General features: G+C 66.3%; 16 protein-coding genes. 7 read left to right on the forward strand and 9 right to left on the reverse strand.

Translation table 11 applies throughout. From position 1 onward, the window contains the following. The first annotated feature begins 31 nt into the window (after window positions 1-31). Window positions 32-583 (forward strand): DUF2939 domain-containing protein, encoded by a 552-nt coding sequence (locus ABE543_RS10100; protein ID WP_262218762.1) that lies wholly within the window; start codon window positions 32-34, stop codon window positions 581-583. 34 nt (window positions 584-617) lie between these two features. On the opposite strand, the gene ABE543_RS10105 is transcribed toward ABE543_RS10100, so the two are convergent. The 3 genes from ABE543_RS10105 to ABE543_RS10115 all read right to left on the reverse strand — a co-directional run bounded on the left by ABE543_RS10105 (window position 618) and on the right by ABE543_RS10115 (window position 7,603). Continuing rightward, window positions 618-1,562, reverse strand: a complete 945-nt coding sequence (locus ABE543_RS10105; protein ID WP_053515425.1) for a 5'-nucleotidase — start codon at window positions 1,560-1,562, stop codon at window positions 618-620. A 47-nt stretch (window positions 1,563-1,609) separates the two neighbouring features. Beyond that, entirely contained in the window at window positions 1,610-2,383 is a 774-nt protein-coding gene (locus tag ABE543_RS10110; RefSeq protein WP_053515423.1) for an NAD kinase, read from the reverse strand. Window positions 2,384-2,626: 243 nt separating this feature from the next. Next, a complete protein-coding gene (locus ABE543_RS10115; RefSeq protein ID WP_346475650.1) occupies window positions 2,627-7,603 on the reverse strand; it encodes an NAD-glutamate dehydrogenase domain-containing protein in 4,977 nt (1,658 codons plus the stop codon). Window positions 7,604-7,854: 251 nt separating this feature from the next. Here ABE543_RS10115 and ABE543_RS10120 point away from each other — a divergent pair, with 251 nt between their 5' ends. From ABE543_RS10120 to ABE543_RS10130, 3 genes are read left to right on the forward strand one after another with little or no spacing between them, the layout of a single operon-like run. Then, window positions 7,855-8,511 (forward strand): TetR/AcrR family transcriptional regulator, encoded by a 657-nt coding sequence (locus ABE543_RS10120; protein WP_053515419.1) that lies wholly within the window; start codon window positions 7,855-7,857, stop codon window positions 8,509-8,511. Next, entirely contained in the window at window positions 8,511-9,770 is a 1,260-nt protein-coding gene (locus tag ABE543_RS10125; protein ID WP_053515418.1) for an efflux RND transporter periplasmic adaptor subunit, read from the forward strand. The genes ABE543_RS10120 and ABE543_RS10125 overlap by 1 nt, the downstream gene beginning before the upstream one ends. A 15-nt stretch (window positions 9,771-9,785) precedes the next feature. After that, window positions 9,786-12,959: a multidrug efflux RND transporter permease subunit gene (locus tag ABE543_RS10130; protein ID WP_053515416.1), complete on the forward strand. Its 3,174-nt coding sequence runs from the start codon at window positions 9,786-9,788 to the stop codon at window positions 12,957-12,959. 79 nt (window positions 12,960-13,038) lie between these two features. Here the strand turns inward: ABE543_RS10130 and ABE543_RS10135 are convergent, their stop codons facing one another. Further along, complete coding sequence (locus ABE543_RS10135) at window positions 13,039-13,326, reverse strand: hypothetical protein (protein WP_346475651.1); 288 nt, start codon at window positions 13,324-13,326, stop codon at window positions 13,039-13,041. 126 nt (window positions 13,327-13,452) lie between these two features. After that, a complete protein-coding gene (locus ABE543_RS10140; protein ID WP_053515412.1) occupies window positions 13,453-14,601 on the reverse strand; it encodes an acyl-CoA dehydrogenase family protein in 1,149 nt (382 codons plus the stop codon). Window positions 14,602-14,753: 152 nt separating this feature from the next. On the opposite strand from ABE543_RS10140, the gene ABE543_RS10145 reads away from it, so the two are divergent. The 3 genes from ABE543_RS10145 to metH are packed head-to-tail and all read left to right on the forward strand — an operon-like array spanning window position 14,754 to window position 19,530. Next, entirely contained in the window at window positions 14,754-15,683 is a 930-nt protein-coding gene (locus ABE543_RS10145; protein WP_053515410.1) for a metalloregulator ArsR/SmtB family transcription factor, read from the forward strand. A 13-nt stretch (window positions 15,684-15,696) separates the two neighbouring features. Further along, entirely contained in the window at window positions 15,697-16,788 is a 1,092-nt protein-coding gene (locus ABE543_RS10150) for a homocysteine S-methyltransferase family protein (RefSeq protein ID WP_065176054.1), read from the forward strand. A 57-nt stretch (window positions 16,789-16,845) separates the two neighbouring features. Further along, the gene (metH, locus tag ABE543_RS10155; RefSeq protein ID WP_346475652.1) at window positions 16,846-19,530 is read left to right on the forward strand and encodes a methionine synthase; all 2,685 of its coding nucleotides are present in this window, start codon (window positions 16,846-16,848) and stop codon (window positions 19,528-19,530) included. Window positions 19,531-19,590: 60 nt separating this feature from the next. Here the strand turns inward: metH and ABE543_RS10160 are convergent, their stop codons facing one another. From ABE543_RS10160 to ABE543_RS10175, 4 genes are read right to left on the reverse strand one after another with little or no spacing between them, the layout of a single operon-like run. After that, the gene (locus tag ABE543_RS10160; RefSeq protein WP_053515404.1) at window positions 19,591-20,259 is read right to left on the reverse strand and encodes a DUF2058 family protein; all 669 of its coding nucleotides are present in this window, start codon (window positions 20,257-20,259) and stop codon (window positions 19,591-19,593) included. Window positions 20,260-20,274: 15 nt separating this feature from the next. Then, window positions 20,275-20,514: a SlyX family protein gene (locus ABE543_RS10165; RefSeq protein WP_053515402.1), complete on the reverse strand. Its 240-nt coding sequence runs from the start codon at window positions 20,512-20,514 to the stop codon at window positions 20,275-20,277. Next, a complete protein-coding gene (locus ABE543_RS10170) occupies window positions 20,507-21,856 on the reverse strand; it encodes a UDP-glucose/GDP-mannose dehydrogenase family protein (RefSeq protein WP_053515400.1) in 1,350 nt (449 codons plus the stop codon). Before ABE543_RS10170 ends, ABE543_RS10165 begins: the two co-directional genes overlap by 8 nt. A gap of 23 nt (window positions 21,857-21,879) precedes the next feature. Further along, complete coding sequence (locus ABE543_RS10175; RefSeq protein ID WP_065176057.1) at window positions 21,880-22,857, reverse strand: FKBP-type peptidyl-prolyl cis-trans isomerase; 978 nt, start codon at window positions 22,855-22,857, stop codon at window positions 21,880-21,882. Window positions 22,858-22,949: the final 92 nt, after the last annotated feature.

Here is a 22,949-nt window from a genome sequence, read left to right on the forward strand (position 1 = left end):
CGGCCGGCCGCACTTGCGGCAGTCTGGCGGCATGAAGAAGCTCACTGCGATCGTGGCGCTGTTGGTGATTGCCCTGGCCGGCGTGTGGTTCGGCGGCCCCTACCTGACCATACAGGGTCTGTCCAAGGCCATCGAACAGCGCGATACCGCCGCACTGGAACGCTACGTCGACTTTCCGCGCGTGCGCGTCAGCCTGCGTGCGCAACTCAATGATTACCTCGTGCGCCAGGCCGGCCCCGATGTGGCCAGCAGTCCGTTCGGCGCCCTGCTCTACGGCCTGGGCGACCAGCTTGGGGGCGCGGCGGTGGACACCCTGATGACCCCGACCGGCATCGGTGCGATGCTGCAGGGCCATGTGCTGTGGAAGCGTGGGCGCAACGAGCTGCAGGGCGGAGATGCCTTCGCGGCGACCGAACCGGCACGGCCTTTGAAGAACGCCCGCCACCGTTTCGAAGCGTTCGACCGCTTCGTCGTCGACGTTGATCGCGGCCCGGGCCAACCACCGTTGAAGGTCGTGCTGGAACCGCAGGGGCTGCGCTGGAAAGTGGTTGACGTGCAGTTGGGAATGGCCGGCACCCCATGATGCAGAACGCCGGGCGTGGCCCGGCGCTACCGCGTCATCCCTCGTTGGCGACACCGTGCGGCACATGGCCCGCGGCAACGTGTTCGCGGGCACTGTCGATGTTGTGCTGCGAATCATCGAAGAAGATGTCGGCACCGAAGGCCTGCAGGAACGGCCCCTTGTGGCGGCCGCCCAGGAACAGCGCCTCGTCCAGGCGCACGCCCCATTCGCGCAGCGTGCGGATCACCCGCTCGTGCGCGGGCGCAGAGCGGGCGGTGACCAGCGCCGTGCGGATCGGCGCACTGTCACCGGCCGGGAACACCTCCTGCAGCGTGTGCAGCGCGGACAGGAAGCCGCGGAACGGGCCACCGCTGAGCGGTTCGCGCGCACGTTCGCGCTCGTGGCGGCCGAATGCCTCGACCCCCTGTTCACGCGAGATGCGCTCGCTTTCATCACCGAAGATCACCGCATCACCGTCAAAGGCAATGCGCAGCTGGCCGGACGGTCGGCCGGTGTCGATCTGGTCCGCGGCGGCCGCAGCGGTCTCGCCGGGTGGCTTGGGCAGGATCGTCGCAGCGGCGATTCCGTGGCGCAGCGCACTGCGGACCGACTCCGGATTGGCCGACAGGAACAGATCGGTGCCGAACGGTTTCACGTAGGGCCAGGTCGGCTCACCGGCGGTGAAGGTGGCACGGATGATGCCCAGGCCGTAGTGCTGGATCGAATTGAAGATGCGCAGGCCGGTATCGGCAGAATTGCGCGACAGCAGGATCACCTCGACGCGCGGGTTCTCCGGGCTGGCGCCCTGGTTCAGCGCCAACAGTTTGCGCACCACCGGGAAGGCCACGCCGGGACCGAGGATGTCGTCCTCGTGCTGGCGCTGGTACTCCGCATAGGCCGCCACGCCATCGGTCTCGAACAGCGCGTGGCTTTCCTCGAGATCGAACAGGGCGCGCGAGGTCACCGCGACGGTCAGCAAACGGGGGGAGTTGTCACCCATCGGTGGGGGTCCTTCTGGCGATCGACGCGACCGGCAACCTATTGTCCTCAAAAAACGAACTGTTCGCTCAGGATCCGGTCTTCCAGATTGTGTTCCGGGTCGAACAGCAATGTCACCCGGCGGTCGCGCGACTCGCGGATGGTCACCTCGACCACGTCGCGCGTCTCGTGCGAATCGGCGGTCACGCTGACCGGTCGCTTGTAGGGGTCCAGCACGCGGAAGCGCACCTCCGTATCCGCCTTGAGAATGGCACCACGCCAGCGTCGCGGGCGATACGGTGCCAATGGCGTCAGCGCGATGGTGTGCGAGCCCAAGGGCAGCACGGGTCCGTGGGCCGAATAGTTGTAGGCGGTGCTGCCTGCGGGCGTGGCAACCAGCACGCCGTCGCCGATCAGTTCGGCCACCCGCTCCTGCCCATTGAGGTCGATGCCGATGTGCGCAGCCTGGCGGGTCTGCCGCAGCAGGGACACGTCGTTGTACGCCAGCGAACCGGTGCTGGTGCCCGATTCGGTCAGCGCCACCATCTCCAGCGGACGCAGGTTGGCCGGTTCCGCGCGGGCGATGCGTGCATTGACGTCGTCGTCGCCCCGGTACTGGTTCATCAGGAAACCTACGGTGCCCAGCTTCATGCCGAACACCGGTTTTCCCAGGTGGCCGTGACGATGCAGCGTCTGCAGCATGAAGCCATCACCGCCCAGCGGGCAGAGCACGTCGGCCTGCTCGGGGGCATGGTCGCCAAAGCGCGCGACCATGGCCGCGCGGGCCATCTGCGCAGCTTCGGTGGTGCTTGCCAGGAAAGCGATGCGGGGGGTGTCGCTCATCGGTGGATCCGGGGGGCAGGCGTGAGGGCGAGCATACCCGAGCGCCGCTCCGCTCGCGGGGCCGGGCCGGGCGCTACCCGGCTCCGCGCTCCCGGTAGCGCCGCACCATGCCCGGCGAAGTTCCGCGTTCCGGTAGCGCCGGGCCATGCCTGGCGAATCCTCAGTGGCCAGAAACAGAACGGCCCCGCTTTCGCGGGGCCGCTCCGTTTCACGCAGGCCGGGCGTGGCCCGGCACTACATCAGTCACGCACCGTGTGCGGCCAGCTGGCCCAGGCGCTGGACCGCGACCGAGACGGTCGGGTAGTCCAGGGTCTTCTGCTCGGCCAGTTCCGCCAGCATTGCCAGGGTGAAGCGCAGGCTGTTGTCATCGCGGCCCATCCATGCAGCCACCTTGGCCTCGGCACTGCCGCCCTTGGTGGCGAGCACCTGACCGGCCAGGTTGCGATGGTTGGCGGCCAGCTCGTCGCGCAGCACGCCGCGTGCCACCGCATGCCAACGGCCGTTGACTTCCAGTGCATCGACCTGCTCGAACAGCCACGGCAACTGCAGGGCATCGCCCAGGCGGAAGTGCACCTTGGACACGTCCACCGGCTTCAGCTTGCGGGTACGGGCCAGTTCGATGATGTCGAACGCCGGTTCCAGGAAGTGCAGCTCGGACAGCTGCTGTGCCAGCGCGGACGGCAGGCCCTTCTCCTTCCACTCGGCCACCAGCGCCTCGTAGGTCGGACGCTGCGAGTCCGGCAGCACACCCGACGCGACACGGATGTCGTTGAACGGGCCCTGATAGCGGTTCACCGCTTCAGTGATGCCCGGCATCGCACCCGGACGCGACAGCAGCCAGCGCACGAACGAACGCTGCAGCTTCCAGATCACCTCCAGCGCGTCGATCTGCACCGACTCCGGCACCTTGCCGTCGAGGGCGTCGATCTGCGCCCACAGCGCGCGCGCATCCAGCGTCTCGCGGCTGATGGTGTAAGCCTTGGCGACCTCGGCGATGGAGCGGCCGGTGTCTTCCTGCATGCGCATCAGGAACGTTGCGCCCATGCGGTTGATGGTCTGGTTGGTCACCGCCGTGGCGATGATCTCGCGCTTCAGGCGGTGACGCTCCATCGCATCGGCGTACTTCTTCTGCAGCGGCGTGGGGAAGTAGCGCAGCAGCTCCTTGGAGAGGTACGGATCTTCCGGAATATCCGACTCCAGCAGCTGGTTGAACGCCACCAGCTTGGAGTAGGACAGCAGCACCGACAGCTCCGGACGGGTCAGGCCCTGGCCGCGCGCCTTTCGCTGGGACAGCTCGGCATCGGACGGCAGGAACTCGATCTGCCGATCCAGCAGCCCCTGCTGTTCCAGGGTGCGGATGAAGTGCTGCTTGGAACCCAGGCGCTTGACCGCCATCCGCTCCATGAGGCTCAGCGCCTGGTTCTGGCGATAGTTGTCGTTGAGCACCAGGTCGGCGACTTCATCGGTCATCGAGGCCAGCAGCTTGTTGCGCTGGTCGACCGTCAGCTTCTTCGCCCGCACCACATCATTGAGCAGGATCTTGATGTTGACTTCATGGTCCGACGTATCCACGCCGGCCGAGTTGTCGATGAAGTCCGTGTTGAGCAGCACGCCGGCCTGCGCGGCCTCGATACGGCCCAGCTGGGTCATGCCGAGGTTGCCGCCCTCGCCCACCACCTTGCAGCGCAGCTCGCCACCGTTCACGCGCAGTGCGTTGTTGGCACGGTCGCCGACATCGCTGTGCTGCTCGCTGGCGGCCTTCACGTAGGTGCCGATGCCGCCGTTCCACAGCAGGTCCACCGGTGCCTTCAGGATCGCGCTCATCAGGTCGTTCGGCGACAGCGCCTTGACGTTCTCGTCCAGGCCCAGCGCTTCACGCACCTGGGGGGTGATCTCGATCGACTTCAGGCTGCGCGGGTACACGCCGCCGCCCTTGCTGATCAGCTTGGCGTCGTAGTCTGCCCAGCTCGAACGCGGCACGGTGAACATGCGCTCGCGCTCGACGAACGAGGTCGCCGCGTCCGGATTCGGGTCAAGGAAGATATGGCGGTGGTCGAATGCCGCGACGAGACGGATGTGGCGCGACAGCAGCATGCCGTTGCCGAACACATCGCCGGACATGTCGCCGACGCCGACCGCGGTGAAGTCCTGGCTCTGGCTGTCACGGCCGAGCGCACGGAAGTGGCGCTTGACCGACTCCCATGCACCGCGCGCGGTGATGCCCATGCCCTTGTGGTCGTACCCCACCGAACCACCGGAGGCGAACGCATCGCCCATCCAGAAGCCGTGCGCGATGGCCAGGCCGTTGGCGATATCGGAGAAGGTCGCCGTGCCCTTGTCGGCGGCCACCACCAGGTACGGATCGTCCATGTCGTGCCGCACGACATCCACCGGCGGCACGATCTTGTTGTTGACGATATTGTCGGTGATGTCCAGCAGGCCCTGGATGAACAGCTTGTAGCAGGCCACGCCGTTGGCGAAGATCGCGTCGCGGTCGCCGTTCACCGGCGGGGTCTTGGCGAAGAAGCCGCCCTTCGCACCGACCGGCACGATGACGGTGTTCTTGACCATCTGCGCCTTGACCAGACCCAGCACTTCGGTACGGAAGTCTTCGCGACGGTCCGACCAGCGCAGGCCGCCACGGGCCACCGCGCCGAAGCGCAGGTGGGTACCTTCCACGCGCGGACCGTAGACGAAGATCTCGCGGTACGGACGCGGCTTCGGCAGGTCCGGCACCAGCGCCGAGTCGAACTTGAAGCTGATCACATGGCCGTGCTGGCCATTGGCGTCGGTCTGGTAGTAGCTGGTACGCAGGGTGGCATCGATCACGCCCATGAACGAACGCAGGATGCGGTCTTCGTCCAGGCTCGACACGCGGTCCATCAGCCTCAGCAGCGCATCGCGCGCGGCCTGCATCTGCGCGTCGCGGTCACCCTTGCGGGCATCGACCACGGTCTTGAGCACCTTCAGGGTGGCCTCGTCGCCGGCGGCCAGCACATCGAAGTGGGCCTTCAGCTGGGCCTGGCCGGCTGCGATGTCGTCCTTGCTCTCGTGGCCGGTGGCCGGATCGAAGCGCGCTTCGAACAGTTCGACCAGCAGGCGCGCCAGCAGCGGATAGCGGGCGAACGTGCCTTCCACGTACGCCTGCGAGAACGGCACGCCGGTCTGCAGCAGATACTTGCAGTAGCCGCGCAGCATGGCGACCTGGCGCCAGTGCAGGCCGGCGGCCAGCACCAGGCGGTTGAAGCCATCGTTCTCGGCATCACCGTGCCACACGCGGGCGAAGGTCTCGCCGAATGCTTCGTCGACGCTGGCGGCATCGATCGCGCCGGCCGTCGATTCGACCTCGAAGTCCTGCACGTATACCGGGGCGTTGTCGACCGACAGACGGTACGGACGCTCGGCGATCACGCGCAGGCCCATGTTCTCCATCATCGGCAGCGCGTCGGACAGCGGAATGTCGTCCAGCTGGCGGTACAGCTTCAGGCGCAGGCCATCGCCGCTTTCGCGCGGCACCGCCTGCAGGCTCAGGCGCAGATCGTCCGGACCGGTCAGCGCGTCGAGCTGGCTGACGTCGTTGGCGGCAACTGCAGTGCTGTTGTCTTCGATGTAGCCGGCCGGCAGTGCCTTGCCGATGCGGGCCGCGATGCGCAGGCCTTCGCTTTCGCCATGACGGGCCACCAGCGCTTCGCGCAGGTCGTCCTGCCAGTTGCGCAGCACCTGGGCGAGCTTGCGCTCCAGTTCGGCGGTATCCACGTCAAGCATCTCGCCGGGCTTCGGGCGCACGATCAGATGCACCTGCGCCAGCGGCGATTCACCCAGCACCACCGAGCTGTCGACGTACTCGCCATGCAGCGCTTCCTTCAGCATCGCCTCGATGCGCAGGCGCACGTCGGTGTTGAAGCGCTCGCGCGGCAGGTAGACCAGCGCGGAGATGAAGCGGCTGTACTTGTCACGGCGCAGGAACAGGCGGCTGCGCACGCGCTCCTGCAGGCCCAGCACGCCCATCGCGGTGCGGAACAGCTCGTCCTCGCTGGACTGGAACAGTTCTTCGCGCGGCAGGGTTTCCAGGATGTGGCGCAGGGCCTTGCCGCTGTGGCTGGACGCGGCCAGGCCGGACTGCTTCATCACGTATTCGTGGCGCTGGCGCACCAGCGGGATTTCCCACGGGCGGCGGTTGTAGGCACTGGAAGTGAACAGGCCGAGGAAGCGCTGCTCGCCGATGATCCTGCCCTTGGCGTCGAATTCCAGCACGCCGATGTAGTCCATGTAGCCGGCGCGGTGCACGCGGGAGCGCGCATTGGTCTTGGTCAGGATCAGCGCGTCCTTCAGCCCCGACGTGGCGTTGAGGCCCTGGGCGGCGAGCGTCTTGACCGGGCGTGCGGCGGACTTGTCCTTGCCGCGCATCAGGCCCAGGCCGGTCTCGTTCAGCGGCGCCAGCACGTCTTCCTTGCCCTGCTTCTCGACGCGGTACTCGCGGTAGCCGAAGAAGGTGAAGTGGTTGTCGGCGGCCCAGCGCAGGAACTCCTGCGCTTCCCTGCGCGAGGCATCGTCGACCGGCAGCGCACGGCTGCCCAGATCGTCGGCCAGTGCCAGTGCCTTGTCCTTCATCGGCTGCCAATCGCGCACGATCGCCCGCACTTCGTCCAGCGCCTTGCCGATGGCCTGCTCGATGGCGGCCATGGCATCGGCCGGCTGGCGGTCGATCTCCAGCAGCATCACCGATTCGGCCTCGCCCTCGCCGACCTTGACCAGCTTGCCGGCCTTGTCGCGGGTGAAGCGCAGCACCGGGTGGCCGAGCACGTGCACGCCCACGCCCTGTTCGGCCAGTGACATGGTCACGGTGTCGACCAGGAACGGCATGTCGTCGTTGATGATCTGCAGCACGGTGTGCGGCGATTCCCAACCGTTCGCCTTCACCGTCGGATTGAACACGCGCACGTTGGCCTTGCCGGCCTTGCGGGCACGGGCGAACTCCAGCGTCTCGGCCGCGAGCGCGGCCCACTCTTCAGCGCTGTGGTGCGGGAACTCGTCCGCCTCCATGCGCTTGTAGAAGTCAGCGGCAAACGCCACTGCTTCGGCCTGGGCGGCCGCCGGGTAACGCTTGCGCAAGGCCGTGTATACCGGCTCCAGGGAGAAACCAGCGGTCACTGCGACCTCCGACTCAGCTGGTTTGGTCTTGTTTTTCACGGTCTTGGCTGCGGTTTTTTGCGGTTTCATGGCAGAGCGATGCGCTTGCTCAGTTGGGAAAATGAAATTGTAGCCCTCCCGCGCGAAAAGGCCTTGCTGCAGGACGGAATAAGCAGATTCGGGTTTGCTGCGGTTTAGACGCCTATTCAGTTCGCCCAGGTACGGAGCGGGCGGGGGGCGGCCGCCTTGCCGACAGGATCGGCAAAGCGTGTTACCGGAAGACACACGCGGGAACGTCGTTTCGATTCCACAATCCTGAACTGGACGGTATAGTCCACCGCGTGAACCCGGCCTACTTCCCCGTTGCCCTCGATGCGCGCGATGAGCGCGTGTTCGATGCCGTGCGCGAACTGCTGGCCCGGCAGGGCATGCAGATGAGCATGGATGCGGTGGCCCAGCAGGCCGGCTGCTCCAAGCAGACCCTGTACTCGCGCTATGGCAGCAAGCAGGAACTGCTGCGGCGGGTGATGCAGCGGCATGTGGGACACGCGACGGGGGCAATGCTGCGTGCACTCCGCAGTGACGACCTGCGTGCCAGCCTGTTGCAGTTCGCCATCGACTTCCTGGAGCATTTCAACCAACCGCATGTCGGCCAGGCCTGCCGGCTGATCGCTGCAGATGCCGCCCAGTTCCCCGAAGAGGCCCGGGCGCTGTACCGGCATGGTGCTGGCGCGCTGACACTTCATCTTTCTGAATGGATTGAAACCGTTTGCAGGCGTGGCCTGCTCCGGCATGACGACCCGCACTTCATGGCCGAACTGCTGCTGAGCATGATCGCCGGTCAGGATTTCGACAAACAGCGCTTCCATACCCCCCATCGTGATGACGCGCTCCTGCGTCGGCGCTGGGCAGAGTTCTCCGTCGACAGCTTCCTGCGCGCGTTTGCGCCGCAACCGTCGCCGGCCCCGTCTACAAACCAACCCCGGAGTTCCTCCTGATGACCGCCCCACTCCGCACCCTTGCCTTGACGTGCGCCGTTGCTGTCGCGCTGGCTGCCTGCAAGAAACCGGAACAGCAGACACCCCCGCCGCCGGAGGTGGGCGTGATCGATGCGAAGCCGCAGACCCTGCCGCTGCAGCGCGAGCTGGTCGGCCGCCTGTCGCCGTTCCGCAGTGCCGATGTCCGCGCACGCGTGCCGGGCGTGCTGCTCAAGCGCGTCTACCAGGAAGGCTCCCAGGTCAAGCAGGGGCAGACCCTGTTCCTGATCGACCCGGCACCGCTGCGCGCCTCGCTGAACGCGTCCGAGGCCCAGCTGGCCTCGGCGCGCGCCACCTACGCCAACGCCAAGGTGGCGGCCGATCGTGCCCGCTCGCTGGCACCGCAGCAGTTCGTCTCCAAGTCCGACCTGGACAACGCCGAATCGGCCGAGCGCACTGCGTTGGCCGCGGTCAAGCAGGCCGAAGCGGCGGTGACCTCCTCGCGGATCAACCTGGGCTACGCCGAAGTGACCGCGCCGATCAGCGGCGTGGCCAACAAGCAGCAGGTGACCGAGGGCGCACTGGTTGGCCAGGGCGACGTGACCCTGCTGACCACCGTTGACCAGCTCGATCCGCTGTACGTCAACTTCTCGCTCAGCGTGGACGAGCTGACCCAGCTGCGCGCGCAGCAGGCCAAGGGCGCCCTGGCCCTGGCCGGCGACGGCAAGGCCACCGTCAACGTGAAGCTGGCCGATGGCAGCACCTACAGCGAGCCGGGAACCCTCGACTTCTCCTCGACTACGGTCGACCCGGCCACCGGCGCGGTGTCGCTGCGTGCGCTGCTGCCCAATCCGCAGCAGATCCTGCTGCCGGGAGCCTTCGTCAGCTTCCAGGCCAACCTCGGCGAGCGCAACAATGCCTACCTGGTGCCGCAGCAGGCGCTGCTGCGCGACACCACGGGCGGCTACGTGATGGTGGTCGGTGCCGATGGCAAGGTGGCGCGCAAGAACGTCAAGACCGAAGGCGCACAGGGCGGCAACTGGCTGGTCAGCGATGGCCTGGCCGCCGGCGACAAGGTGATCGTGGCCGGCGTGCAGAAGGTCAAGGAAGGCAGCCCGGCCGTCGCCAAGCCCTGGACGCCGGGGCAGGACGCCGCCGGCAAGCCCGCGGCCGGCGGTGCCGGCCCGGCCGCACCCGCCGCTGCCGCCGACAAGGCTCCGGCCCAGACCGACGCAGCCGACAAGGCCGCGCCGGCCGCCACCGACTCGAACAAGCAGTAACGGGAACCTTCCGTCATGCCTAAATTTTTCATCGAACATCCAGTCTTCGCCTGGGTGGTAGCGATCCTGATCTCGCTCAGCGGCGTGATCGCGATCCTCAACCTGGGCGTGGAGTCCTATCCCAACATCGCTCCGCCACAGGTGACCGTCTCGGCCACCTATCCGGGCGCCAGCGCGGACACCACCGAAAAATCGGTCACCCAGGTGATCGAGCAGCAGCTGACCGGTATCGATCACCTGCTGTACTTCAGTTCTTCGTCCTCGTCCAATGGCCGTGCGCAGATCACCCTCACCTTCGAGACCGGTACCGATCCGGACATCGCCCAGGTGCAGGTGCAGAACAAGGTGTCGCTGGCGACGCCACGACTGCCGTCGGAGGTGACCCAGCAGGGCGTGGTGGTGGCCAAGGCCAATGCCGGCTTCCTGATGGTCGTGGCCCTGCAGTCGGATACGGCGGCGATCAACCGTGACGCGCTGAACGACATCGTCGGTTCGCGCGTGCTCGACCAGGTCTCGCGCATTCCCGGCGTCGGCAGCACCCAGCAGTTCGGTTCCGAGTACGCCATGAACATCTGGCTGAACCCGGAGAAGATGCAGGGTTATGGTCTCTCGGCCAGCCAGGTCCTGGCTGCAGTGCGCGCGCAGAACGTGCAGTTCGCCGCCGGTGCACTGGGCTCGGACCCGTCGCCGGAAGGCCAGCACTTCACCGCCACCGTGTCGGCTGAAGGACGTTTCAGCTCGCCGCAGGAGTTCGAGAACATCATCCTGCGCGCCAACGCCGATGGCTCGCGCGTGCTGCTCAAGGACATCGCCCGCGTCGCCTTCGGCGCCAACAACTACGGCTTCGACACCCAGTACAACGGCAAGCCGACCGGCGCCTTCGCCATCCAGCTGCTGCCGGGCGCCAACGCCCTGAACGTGGCCGATGCGGTGCGCGCCAAGATGGACGAACTGCAGCCCAGCTTCCCGGCCGGCGTGACTTGGTTCTCGCCGTACGACAGCACGACCTTCGTCAAGATCTCGATCCAGGAAGTGGTCAAGACGCTGTTCGAAGCGGTGCTGCTGGTGTTCCTGGTGATGCTGATCTTCCTGCAGAACTTCCGCGCCACCCTGATCCCGACCCTGGTCATCCCGGTCGCTCTGCTGGGTACCTTCCTGGGCATGTGGATGATCGGATTCACGATCAACCAGCTGACCCTGTTCGCGATGGTGCTGGCGATCGGCATCGTGGTCGACGACGCCATCGTGGTGATCGAGAACGTCGAACGCATCATGAGCGAGGAAGGCCTGGCGCCGAAGCCGGCCACGCAGAAGGCGATGACCCAGATCACCGGCGCGGTGGTGGCGATCACCGTCGTGCTGGCAGCGGTGTTCATCCCGTCCGCACTGCAGGGCGGTGCCGCCGGCGAAATCTACAAGCAGTTCGCGCTGACCATCGCCATCTCGATGGCGTTCTCGGCCTTCCTGGCGCTGGGCTTCACCCCGGCGCTGTGCGCGACCTTCCTGAAGCCGACGCACAACGACAACCCGAACATCGTCTACCGCACCTTCAACAAGTACTACGACAAGATCAGCCACACCTACGTAGGCCACATCACCTCGGCGGTGCGCCATGCCCCGCGCTGGATGATCCTGTTCGTGGTACTGACCGCGCTGTGCGGCTTCCTGTTCACGCGCATGCCGGGCAGCTTCCTGCCGGAAGAAGACCAGGGCTATGCGCTGGCGATCGTGCAGCTGCCCCCGGGCTCGACCAAGGGCCAGACCAACGAGGTGTTCGCGCAGATGCGCGGCATTCTGGAAAAGCAGGATGGCTTTGAAGGCATGCTGCAGGTGGCCGGCTTCAGCTTCGTCGGTTCCGGCGAGAACGTGGGCATGGGCTTCATCCGCCTGAAGCCGTGGGAAGAACGCGAGTTCACCGCGCCGGAGTTCATCCAGAACATGAACGGCGCGTTCTACGGCATCAAGGAAGCGCAGATCTTCGTGGTCAACCTGCCGACAGTGCAGGGCCTGGGCCAGTTCGGTGGCTTCGACATGTGGCTGCAGGACCGCAGTGGTGCCGGCTACGAGCAGCTGACGCAGGCCCGCAACATCCTGCTTGGCCAGGCGGCGCAGAAGCCTGAAGCACTGGTTGGCGTGCGTCCGAACGGCCTGGAGAACGCTCCGCAGCTGCAGCTGCACGTGGATCGCGTGCAGGCGCAGTCGATGGGCATGTCGGTGTCGGACGTGTACAGCACCATCCAGCTGATGCTGGCGCCGGTGTACGTCAACGACTTCTTCTACGAAGGCCGCATCAAGCGCGTGACCATGCAGGCCGATGGCCCGTACCGCACCGGCCAGGAGTCGCTGAAGAGCTTCTACAGCCCCTCCAGCCTGACCACCAACGCCGACGGCACCAACGCGATGATCCCGCTGAGCACCGTGGTCAAGTCCGAATGGGTGTCCGCATCGCCGTCACTGAGCCGCTACAACGGCTATTCGGCGATCAACATCGTCGGCTCGCAGGCGCCGGGCACCAGCTCGGGTGAGGCGATGCAGACCATGGAGAGCATCGTCAACAACGACCTGCCGGCCGGCTTCGGCTACGACTGGTCGGGCATGTCCTACCAGGAAATCCTGGCCGGCAACGCAGCGACGCTGCTGCTGGTGCTGTCCATCGTGGTGGTGTTCCTGTGCCTGGCGGCGCTGTATGAAAGCTGGTCGATCCCGGTGGCGGTGCTGCTGGTGGTGCCACTGGGCGTGCTCGGTGCCATCGGCCTGTCGATGATGCGTGGCCTGCCGAACGACCTGTTCTTCAAGATCGGCCTGATTACCGTTATCGGCCTGGCGGCGAAGAACGCGATCCTGATCGTAGAGTTCGCGGTGGAGCAGCGTGCGGCGGGCAAGAACCTGCGCGATGCCACCATCGAGGCGGCACGCCTGCGCTTCCGCCCGATCCTGATGACGTCCTTCGCGTTCATCATGGGCGTGATCCCGATGGCGATCTCCAGCGGCGCCGGCGCCAACTCCCGTCACGCCATCGGTACCGGCGTGATCGGCGGCATGCTGTTCGCCACCCTGCTCGGCCTGCTGATGATCCCGGTCTTCTTCGTGGTCGTGCGGCGCATGCTCGGCGACAAGCTGGACGAGCCGTCGAAGGAATTCCTCAGCCGCCAGCGTGAGGGCGAAGCAGCGCATCGTCCGGATCGCTGATCCACCCTGCGCTGCAACGAAAAGGCCCCGGAGCGATCCGGGGCCTTTTTTGTTTATCGCGGGGGGATGCCAGAGCAGATCAGCGCAGCAGCGCGACCGCCACGCACACCGTCAGCAGAACCAGCGCGGCCCATTGCATGGGTACGAAGAAGAAGTGGTGGGGCGCAGTTTCCCCTTTCTGCCGGGGAGTACGGTTGAGCCACAAGCCCAGCAGCACGTTCACGGTTGCACCAATGCCTGCCCCCAGCAGCACCTGGGGCAGCGGGATGTTGCCCCGGGGGCCATCGTGCGGGAAGAGGTAAGCCAGCAGCAGGATCGCTGCGATCGGCGTCACCAGTGTCAGGATTCCCCAACCTCGATAGATCATCTCTGCAGAACCTGTAAAAAAGGCCCTGCATTGGAACAGATCGGCATCGCCCGACCAACAGGCCCGTGCATGCAGGGCATGGATCTACCGGCTGCGCCGCTGTTGCAGCGGCGCAGCCGTTTCGACTCAGCGCAGCCCGGTCTCGTTGCGGGCGATCACCAGGCGCTGGATCTCCGAGGTGCCCTCGTAGATCTCGGTGATCTTGGCATCGCGGAAGTAGCGCTCCAGCGGCATTTCCTTGGAGTAGCCCATGCCACCATGGATCTGCACGGCCTGGTGGGTGATCCACATCGCCGCTTCCGACGCCGTCAGCTTGGCGATGGCCGCTTCATTGCTGAAACGCTTGCCCTGGCCCTTCACCCATGCCGCGCGCAGCGTCAGCAGCAGGGCTGCGTCCAGCTTGCACTTCATGTCGGCGATCTTGGCCTGGGTCATCTGGAAAGTACCGATCGGCGCGCCAAACGCCTTGCGCTCCTTCACATACTCCAGCGTCGCTTCATAAGCGGCACGGGCGATGCCGATGGCCTGCGATGCGATGCCGATGCGCCCGGCATCGAGCACGCCCATGGCGATCTTGAAGCCCTCGCCCTCCTGGCCCAGCACGTCTTCCGGCTGGGCGACGTAATCGTTGAATTCGATCTCGCAGGTCGCCGAGGCACGGATGCCCAGCTTCGGCTCGGTCTTGCCACGGCCGAAGCCGGCCTTTTCGGTGTCGACCAGGAAAGCCGTGATGCCACGCGCGCCCTTGTCCGGCTCGCTCATCGCGAACAACACGATGTACCGGGCCACCGGGCCGGAGGTGATCCAGCTCTTCTTGCCGTTGATGACGTAGGTGCCGTCGGCCTGCTTGACCGCGCGGCAACGCATGGCGGTCGCATCCGAACCGGACTGCGGCTCGGTCAGGGCGAATGCACCGATGGCCTCGCCCTCCGCGATGGCGCGCACGTACTTCTGCTTCTGCTCCTCGCTGCCGTGGGTCAGGATGCCGTTGCAGAACAGCGAATTGTTGACCGACATGATGGTCGAGTGGGCCGCGTCGCCGGCGGCGACCTCCACCATCGCCAGCACATACGCGATCGGGTCCATGCCGGCACCGCCGTATTCGGTCGGTACCTCGATGCCCATCAGGCCGTTCTCGCCCAGCAGGCGGATGTTCTCCAGCGGGAACTCGCCGGTACGGTCATGGTGCTCCGCGCTCGGGGCGATCTTCTCCTGCGCGATGCGCCGCGCCACGTCCTGCAGCATCAACTGCTCTTCAGTAAAGCTGAAATCCACAACACCCTCCCGGGTACATGAGGTTATGGGCGCGCAGCGCGCGCCCAGGTGCGCCGATTGTACCGGGGCCCGGGGAGTTTCCATACGCCACCGACTTGACCACGGCGGCCGATCCAGCGAATATATCTCTATATCGCGATAGGTAGATATTCATGGATCTGGAAGACTGGTCAACCCGCCTGAAGGTGTTCGCCGATGCGACGCGGGTGCGCCTGCTGGCGCTGCTGGAGCAGGAAGAGCTGACCGTGGCCGAGCTTTCGGCGATCACCCGGCTGGCCCAGCCGCGCGTGTCCACTCACCTGGCGCGCCTGAAGGAAGCGGGCCTGGTCCGCGACCGCCGCGCCGGCGTGTCGGCCTACTACCGCTTCGACGAAGCGCAGCTGGATCCGGCGCAGCGCGCATTGTGGCATGCCTTGAGCAACGGAAGCGACGATCCACTGCTGCGCCAGGACGCTGAACGGGTCGCCGCCGTGCTGGCCAGCCGCGCCGCGGACCAGAACTGGGCCGACAGCGTGGCCGGCGACATGGAACGTCACTATTCTCCGGGCCGCACCTGGGAGGCGCTGGCGCGTACCGCCCTGCCCCTGCTGGAAACCGGCGACGTGCTCGATATCGCGTCCGGCGACGGCGTGCTGGCCGAACTGGTGGCACCGCATGCCAAGCGCTACATCTGCATCGACACCAGCGCGCGCGTGGTGGCCGCTGCCAGTGAACGCCTGCGCCGCCTGCCCAATGTGGAAGTGCGCGAGGGTGACATGCATGCCCTGCCCTTCAAGGACCGCAGCTTCGACCTGGTGGTGCTGATGCACGCACTGACCTACGCCAGCAAGCCGGCGCAGGCCGTCACCGAAGCCGCGCGCGTGCTGCGCCCGGGCGGCCGCCTGCTGCTGTGCAGCCTGGCGCGCCACGAACACAAGGCAGCGGTGGAAGCCTATGGTCACGTCAACCTGGGCTTCAGCGACAAGGAACTGAAGAAGTTCGTCGACAAGGCCGGCCTGCAGGTTTCCAGCCTGGAGACGGTCACCCGCGAGAAGCGGCCGCCGCACTTCGAAGTGATCTCGCTGATCGCCAACAAGCCCTGAGTCCGGAATCATCATGCCCGTCCTGCCCTGGTTGCACCCCGAACGTGCCAATGCCCTGCTGGGCGCGCTGCGCGAGCGGATCCTGATCATCGACGGAGCGATGGGCACGATGATCCAGCGCCATGGCCTGCAGGAAGGCGACTACCGCGGTGAGCGTTTCGCCGATGGCTACGATCACCTGCACGGGCCGGGCTGCGACCACGCCGCGCCGCAGGGCCACGATCTGAAGGGCAACAACGACCTGTTGCTGCTCACCCGGCCGCAGGTCATCGCCGACATCCACACCGCCTACCTGGAAGCCGGCGCGGACCTGGTGGAAACCAATACCTTCAACGCCACCTCGGTCAGCCAGGCCGACTACCACCTCGAGCATCTGGTGTACGAACTGAACAAGGCCGGCGCCGCCGTGGCCCGCGCCTGCTGCGATGCCGTTGAAGCCACCACGCCCGGCAAGCCGCGCTTCGTGATCGGCGTGCTTGGCCCCACCAGCCGCACCGCATCGATCAGTCCCGACGTCAACGATCCGGGCTTCCGCAACACCAGTTTCGATGAGCTGCGCGACACCTACCGCGAAGCCATCGATGGCCTGATCGACGGCGGCGCGGACACCCTCATGGTCGAAACCATCTTCGACACGCTCAACGCCAAGGCGGCGCTGTATGCGGTGGAGGAAGCCTTCGATGCGCGCGGTGCGCGCCTGCCGGTGATGATCTCCGGCACGATCACCGATGCCTCCGGCCGCACCCTGTCCGGCCAGACCGCCGAAGCCTTCCACGCCTCGCTGGCACACGCGCGGCCCCTGTCGATCGGCCTGAACTGCGCGCTGGGTGCCGATGCGATGCGCCCGCATGTCGAAACGCTGTCGCAGGTTGCCGACTGCCATGTCAGCGCGCATCCCAATGCCGGCCTGCCCAATGCCTTCGGCGAGTATGACGAGACCCCCGAAGAAATGGCGGCGACCCTGCGCGGTTTCGCCCGCGATGGCCTGCTCAACCTGGTCGGCGGCTGCTGCGGGTCCACCCCCGACCACATCCGTGCCATCGCCCAGGCGGTGGCCGGCCTGCCACCGCGTGTCCTGCCGGACCGCCAGGACCAGGCGGCATGAACGTCGCCGCCACCGTTCCGCACTTCCCGCCCTGCCGTTGCTGAGCCACTGCCTGCCATGACGCCTGTCCGCCCCACCCGCCTGTCCGGCCTGGAACCGCTGGTCATCACCCCGGACCTGCTGTTCGTCAACGTCGGCGAGCGCACCAACGTCACCGGCAGCGCGCAGTTCCGCAAGCTGATCAAGGAAGGCCGCTACGAGGAGGCCGTGGACGTGGCCCGGCAACAAGTGGCCAGTGGCGCGCAGATCCTCGACGTCAACATGGACGAGGGCCTGATCGACTCCGAGGCGGCGATGACCCGCTACCTCAACCTGATCATGTCCGAGCCCGACATCGCCCGCATTCCGGTGATGGTCGACTCGTCCAAATGGAGCGTGATCGAAGCCGGCCTGAAATGCCTGCAGGGCAAGAGCGTGGTCAATTCGATCTCGCTGAAGGAAGGCGAGGCCCTGTTCCGCGAACACGCGCGCAAGGTGCTGCGTTACGGGGCGGCAGCGGTGGTGATGGCGTTCGACGAAAGCGGCCAGGCCGACACCTGTGCGCGCAAGGTCGAGATCTGTACGCGCGCCTACCGCATTCTGGTCGATGAGATCGGCTTCCCGCCACAGGACATCATCTTCGACCCGAACATCTTCGCTGTCGCCACCGGCATCGAGGAGCACGACAACTACGCGGTGGACTTCATCGAAGCCACGCGCATCATCAAGCAGACCCTGCCGCACTGCCACGTCTCCGGCGGCGTTTCCAACGTGTCGTTCTCGTTCCGTGGCAACGAAACGGTGCGCCAGGCGATCCATTCGGTCTTCCTGTACCACGCCATCGCCGCCGGCATGGACATGGGCATCGTCAACGCCGGTGCCATGCCGATCTATGACGAACTGGAGCCGGACCTGCGCGAGCGCGTGGAGGACGTGATCCTCAACCGCCGCCCCGACGCCACCGAGCGCCTGCTGGAGATTGCCGAACGCTACAAGGGCAGCAAGAGCAAGGTGAACAGCGAAGACATGGCCTGGCGCGCCAAGCCGGTCGAGCAGCGCCTGGCCCACGCCCTGGTGCACGGGCTGGATGCGTTCGTGGAAGAGGACACCGAGCTGGCACGGCAGGCCTCCAGCCGTCCACTGGACGTGATCGAAGGGCCGTTGATGGATGGCATGAACGTCGTCGGCGACCTGTTCGGTGCCGGCAAGATGTTCCTGCCGCAGGTGGTGAAGTCGGCCCGCGTGATGAAAAAGGCGGTGGCCTACCTGCTGCCCTATATCGAGGCGGAGAAGGCCCGCAGCGGTGACACCGCCAAGAGCAACGGCCGCATCATCATGGCCACCGTGAAAGGCGATGTGCACGACATCGGCAAGAACATCGTCGGCGTGGTCCTTGCCTGCAACAACTTCGAGGTGGTCGATCTGGGCGTGATGGTGCCGGCGCAGAAGATTCTCGATGCGGCCCGCGAGCACAAGGCCGACCTGATCGGCCTGTCCGGGCTGATCACGCCGTCACTGGAGGAAATGAGCCATGTCGCCCGCGAGATGCAGCGCCAGGGATTCGACCTGCCATTGCTGATCGGCGGCGCCACCACCTCGCGCGCGCACACGGCGTTGAAGATCGACCCGCACTACCATGCCCCTACGGTGTGGGTGAAGGATGCCTCGCGCGCGGTGGGCGTGGCCCAGTCGCTGATCTCGCGCGACCTGCGCGCGGGCTTCGTTGCTGCCAATGAAGCCGACTACGCCGAGATCCGCGCCCGTCACCGCAATCGTGGCGATGCCAAGCGGCTGGTCTCGCTGGAGCACGCGCGCGGCCAGAAATTCCAGGGCGGCTGGGACAGTTACGTGCCCCCGGTTCCGAACCAGCCCGGCCTGCATGTGTTCGAAGACTATCCCCTGTCGGAACTGGTCGACTACATCGACTGGACGCCGTTCTTCCAGGCCTGGGAACTAGCTGGCAAGTATCCGGCCATCCTCACTGACGAGATCGTCGGCACCCAGGCCAGCGAGCTGTACCGCGACGCCCGGGCGATGCTGGCGCGCATCGTCGCGGAGAAGTGGCTGACCGCCAAGGCAGTGTTCGGCCTGTGGCCGGCCAACAGTGTCGGTGACGATGTCCGCGTGCAGCATCCACAGGGCGAGACCACCCTGCACTTCCTGCGCCAGCAGGTCGACAAGCCGGCCGAGCGCCCCGACTTCTGCCTGGCCGATTTCATCGCACCGGCCGACAGCGGGCGACAGGACTGGATCGGTGCGTTCGCGGTCACCGCCGGTATCGGCATCGATGCCCATGTCGCGCGCTTTGAAGCCGAGCACGACGATTACAACGCGATCCTGCTCAAGGCCCTGGCCGACCGCTTCGCCGAAGCACTGGCCGAACGCCTGCACCAGCGGGTGCGCACCGAGTTCTGGGGCTATGACCGCACCGAAGCGCTGGACAACGATGCGCTGATCGACGAGAAGTATCGCGGCATCCGGCCCGCCCCCGGCTATCCAGCGTGCCCGGAGCACAGCGAGAAGCGCCGCCTGTTCGATCTGCTGCAGGCGGAAGCCAACGCGGGCATGACGCTGACCGAGAGCTTCGCGATGCTGCCCACCGCGGCCGTCTCCGGCTACTACTTCAGCCATCCACAGAGCCAGTACTTCGTGGTCGGCCGCCTCAGCCGCGAACAGGTGGGCGACTACGCGCGGCGCAAGGGCGTGGATCGCGCCCAGGCCGAGCGCTGGCTCGCATCCAACCTCGACTACGATCCCGAATAGACCGCGCAGAAACAGCAACGCCGGGCATTGCCCGGCGTTTCCGATCACTGCGGTGCAGGCTTACCAGACCAGGTCATCCGGCACCTGGTACTGCGGATCGGCGTAGGGATCGTCCTCGGCCGGGGCATCCGGATCGACCTTCAGCGCCACCGAGGCCGCGAACACGGCTTCGGCCTGGTTCAGCACCTCGGCGGTGACCAGCAGATAGCGGCCATTGAGCTGCACCACGCCCAGCTCGCCGGCATTGAGCGCGGTCAGCTGTGCCGCGGTGACATAGATCCGCTTGATCTTGCCGCCATACGGGAAGTGTCGCGCGATGTCGGCCGCCTCGTCATTCAGGCCCTTGTCCTTCAGCAGTTCTTCCAGCTTCGCCTTCGCCTCGCGGCGCTGACGCGCTTCCTCCTGCTTCAGGCGCTCGGCTTCGATGCGCTCTTCCTTCTCCTTCTGGGCACGGATGGCATAGGCCTTGGCCAGATCCATCTCCTCGGCACTGCGCGGCCTGCGCGGGCCCTGTCCACGGTGCTGCCCCGGCTTGCCCGGCGCACCACCGGGACCGCGACGCTCACCGGGCGTGTGCTCGCCCTTGCCTGCGCCCTGTGGCTTTCCATTGCCGTTGCCGCCCTTGCCCTGCGGGCGGCCATCACGGCGGGGGCCATCATTCTTGCGCTCGGGCTTGGGCGCGGGCTTGAAGCCCAGGCCCAGCAACTGGTCGCGGAGGGTATCGCTCATAGATAAGGGTATGGATCAGTAGTGCGGCGGCGGCGGTTCGCTCGCCGGATCGGAGGAATTCAGTGCGTTGCGGACCTTGCCCAGGTCTTCCAGCAGCACGCGCAGCACATCGGCGTTGCGGGTGCCCTGCATCCGGGCATCGGCCAGTGCGTCGCTCAGTTCGGCCAGCGCGTGTTCCTGGAAGGACACACGCATCTCCAGCTCGACCAGGCGCGCTTCCAGCGCCTGCTCGCGTTCGGTCGGCAGCTCAGACATGCAGTGAACGCCCCCGGCCGATGCCGTAGTACGCCAGGCCCGCCGCTTCGACCTCGGCGGGGTCGTACAGGTTGCGGCCGTCGAACACGACCGCGTCCTTCAGCCGTTCGCGCAGCATCGAAAAATCAGGGCTGCGGAACTGCTTCCATTCGGTCACCACGATCAACGCATCGGCGCCCTGCAGCGCGTCATCGGCGCTGTCACAGAACACCAGATCATCGCGCTCACCGAAGATGCGCTGCGCTTCGTGCATGGCTTCGGGGTCGAACGCACGTACGGTCGCCCCACCCTCCCACAGCTGCGCCAGCAGGCGGCGGCTGGAGGCCTCGCGCATGTCGTCGGTATTCGGCTTGAAGGCCAGCCCCCACACGGCGAACGTCCTGCCGCGCACGCCCTCGTCCTCGCCCTTGTCGTAGTGGCGCTGGACCAGGGCGAACAGGTGGCCCTTCTGCGCATCGTTGACCGCTTCCACCGCGTTCAGCAGCTTCGGCTCCAGGCCGCTCTGCTGGGCGGTGCGGGCCAGCGCCTGCACATCCTTGGGGAAACACGAGCCACCGTAACCGGCGCCCGGATAGATGAAATGCCAGCCGATGCGCGGGTCCGAGCCGATCCCCTGGCGGACCTGCTCGACGTCGGCGCCGACACGCTCGGCAATGTTGGCAATCTCGTTCATGAACGAAATCTTGGTCGCCAGCATCGCGTTGGCGGCGTACTTGGTCAGCTCGGCCGAGCGTACGTCCATCTCCACCACGCGGTCGTGGTTGCGGTTGAACGGTGCATACAGGCGACGCATCACCGCCACCGACTCGTCGCTGGTGGCACCGATGATGATGCGGTCCGGTCGCATGCAGTCGGCGACCGCGTCGCCTTCCTTCAGGAACTCCGGGTTGGAGACCACATCGAAGGCGATGTCGGCGCCGCGCGCCGCGAGTTCGTCGGTGATCGCTGCACGGACCTTGTCGGCGGTGCCGACCGGCACCGTCGACTTGTTGACCACCACGGTCGGCACGCTCATGTGCCGGCCGATGGTGCGGGCCACGGCCAGCACGTACTGCAGGTCGGCGCTGCCATCCTCGTCCGGCGGTGTGCCCACGGCGATGAACACCACCTGGCCATGCGCGATCGCCGCGGCCGCATCAGTGGTGAACGCCAGCCGCGCCGCAGCGTGGTTGGCCTTCACCATCGGCTCCAGGCCCGGCTCATAGATCGGGATGATGCCCTGGTTCAGGCCATCGACCTTGCCCTGGTCGATATCGACGCAGATCACCTGGTGGCCGACATCGGCCAGGCAGGTGCCCGTCACCAGGCCGACGTAACCGGTACCGAAAATCGCAACGCGCATGTCCGTGCAGGCTCCGTGGTGGCTTACGGCAGGACGCCCAGCAGTTCGACGTCGAAGGTCAGCGTGGCGTTCGGACCGATCGGGCCGCCCGGGGTGCCGTTCTCACCGTAGGCCAGCTCGCCCGGGATCCAGAAGCGGTACTTGGAGCCGACCGGCATCAGCGCGACGCCTTCGGTCCAGCCCTTGATCACCTGGTCCAGGCCGAACTCGGCCGGGCCACGGCTGGCGGAGCTGTCAAAGACGGTGCCGTCGAGCAGCTTGCCTTCGTAGTTCACGCGCACCTTGCTGGTCGGCAGCGGACGCTCGCCGCTGCCCGGGCGGATCACCTGGTACTGCAGCCCCGAGGCCGTGGTCACCACGCCCGGCTGGGTCTTGTTCTTGGCCAGGAATGCGTTGCCTTCCTGACGGTTGGTCTGTGCAGCCTGGGCAGCCTTGGCCTGCATTTCGGCCTGCTTGGCGCCCATGAACGCCTGGATGGTGGCCGTGGCGTCAGCCTCGGTCATCTTCGGCTGGCCCTTGCTCAGACCAGTGCTGATTGCGTCAAACAGCGACGCAACGTCAATGTCGTCCTTCAGCTGTGCCAGCGACGGACCCACCGAGTAGGAGCCGATCATCTGTGCGACCTTCACCCGATCGACCTTCGGCGGCTGAGAGCCCGGCGCAACGCCCGGCACCTGCTGGCCGCTGCGGGCCATCACGACCTGGCGCAGGGCGGCATCGGTGGCCTTGGCCTGCTCCTGGGTGATCTGCGGCTGCAGGCCTTCGAACGAACGCTCCACGGCCGTGCGCAGGGCAGCGACGTCGATTTCATCGGCGATCGGGGTGAACGACTTGGCGACATCCAGGCCGATGGCGTAACCGAGCTTCTGCTTGGGGGAATTCAAGGTTGCGGTCTCCTTGGCGGCTGCGGGGGCCGCCGGTTGTTGCGACAGAGCGACACCCGAAGTGCCCATCGCCAGAATCAGAACCGACGCCGCTGCGCCGCGCATTCCCATCTTCATTCGCTGCATTCCTGGAAGTGACTGGCGCCGACGTCGGCGCGAAAAGAAGCATTGTCGCACGCATGCCGTCGATGTCGAGGCATCCGTGCCGG

This window comes from Stenotrophomonas sp. TWI169 (genome assembly GCF_039674705.1).
GTDB lineage: Bacteria > Pseudomonadota > Gammaproteobacteria > Xanthomonadales > Xanthomonadaceae > Stenotrophomonas > Stenotrophomonas maltophilia_P.

What these genes read in the sequence shown, in the direction of transcription:
- ABE543_RS10100 (WP_262218762.1), top strand. Translation starts at nt 32, where the DNA reads ATGAAGAAGCTCACTGCGATCGTGGCGCTGTTGGTGATTGCCCTGGCC.
- ABE543_RS10105 (WP_053515425.1), bottom strand. Translation starts at nt 1,562, where the DNA reads ATGGGTGACAACTCCCCCCGTTTGCTGACCGTCGCGGTGACCTCGCGC.
- ABE543_RS10110 (WP_053515423.1), bottom strand. Translation starts at nt 2,383, where the DNA reads ATGAGCGACACCCCCCGCATCGCTTTCCTGGCAAGCACCACCGAAGCT.
- ABE543_RS10115 (WP_346475650.1), bottom strand. Translation starts at nt 7,603, where the DNA reads ATGAAACCGCAAAAAACCGCAGCCAAGACCGTGAAAAACAAGACCAAA.
- ABE543_RS10125 (WP_053515418.1), top strand. Translation starts at nt 8,511, where the DNA reads ATGACCGCCCCACTCCGCACCCTTGCCTTGACGTGCGCCGTTGCTGTC.
- ABE543_RS10130 (WP_053515416.1), top strand. Translation starts at nt 9,786, where the DNA reads ATGCCTAAATTTTTCATCGAACATCCAGTCTTCGCCTGGGTGGTAGCG.
- ABE543_RS10135 (WP_346475651.1), bottom strand. Translation starts at nt 13,326, where the DNA reads ATGATCTATCGAGGTTGGGGAATCCTGACACTGGTGACGCCGATCGCA.
- ABE543_RS10145 (WP_053515410.1), top strand. Translation starts at nt 14,754, where the DNA reads ATGGATCTGGAAGACTGGTCAACCCGCCTGAAGGTGTTCGCCGATGCG.
- ABE543_RS10150 (WP_065176054.1), top strand. Translation starts at nt 15,697, where the DNA reads ATGCCCGTCCTGCCCTGGTTGCACCCCGAACGTGCCAATGCCCTGCTG.
- metH (WP_346475652.1), top strand. Translation starts at nt 16,846, where the DNA reads ATGACGCCTGTCCGCCCCACCCGCCTGTCCGGCCTGGAACCGCTGGTC.
- ABE543_RS10160 (WP_053515404.1), bottom strand. Translation starts at nt 20,259, where the DNA reads ATGAGCGATACCCTCCGCGACCAGTTGCTGGGCCTGGGCTTCAAGCCC.
- ABE543_RS10165 (WP_053515402.1), bottom strand. Translation starts at nt 20,514, where the DNA reads ATGTCTGAGCTGCCGACCGAACGCGAGCAGGCGCTGGAAGCGCGCCTG.
- ABE543_RS10170 (WP_053515400.1), bottom strand. Translation starts at nt 21,856, where the DNA reads ATGCGCGTTGCGATTTTCGGTACCGGTTACGTCGGCCTGGTGACGGGC.
- ABE543_RS10175 (WP_065176057.1), bottom strand. Translation starts at nt 22,857, where the DNA reads ATGAAGATGGGAATGCGCGGCGCAGCGGCGTCGGTTCTGATTCTGGCG.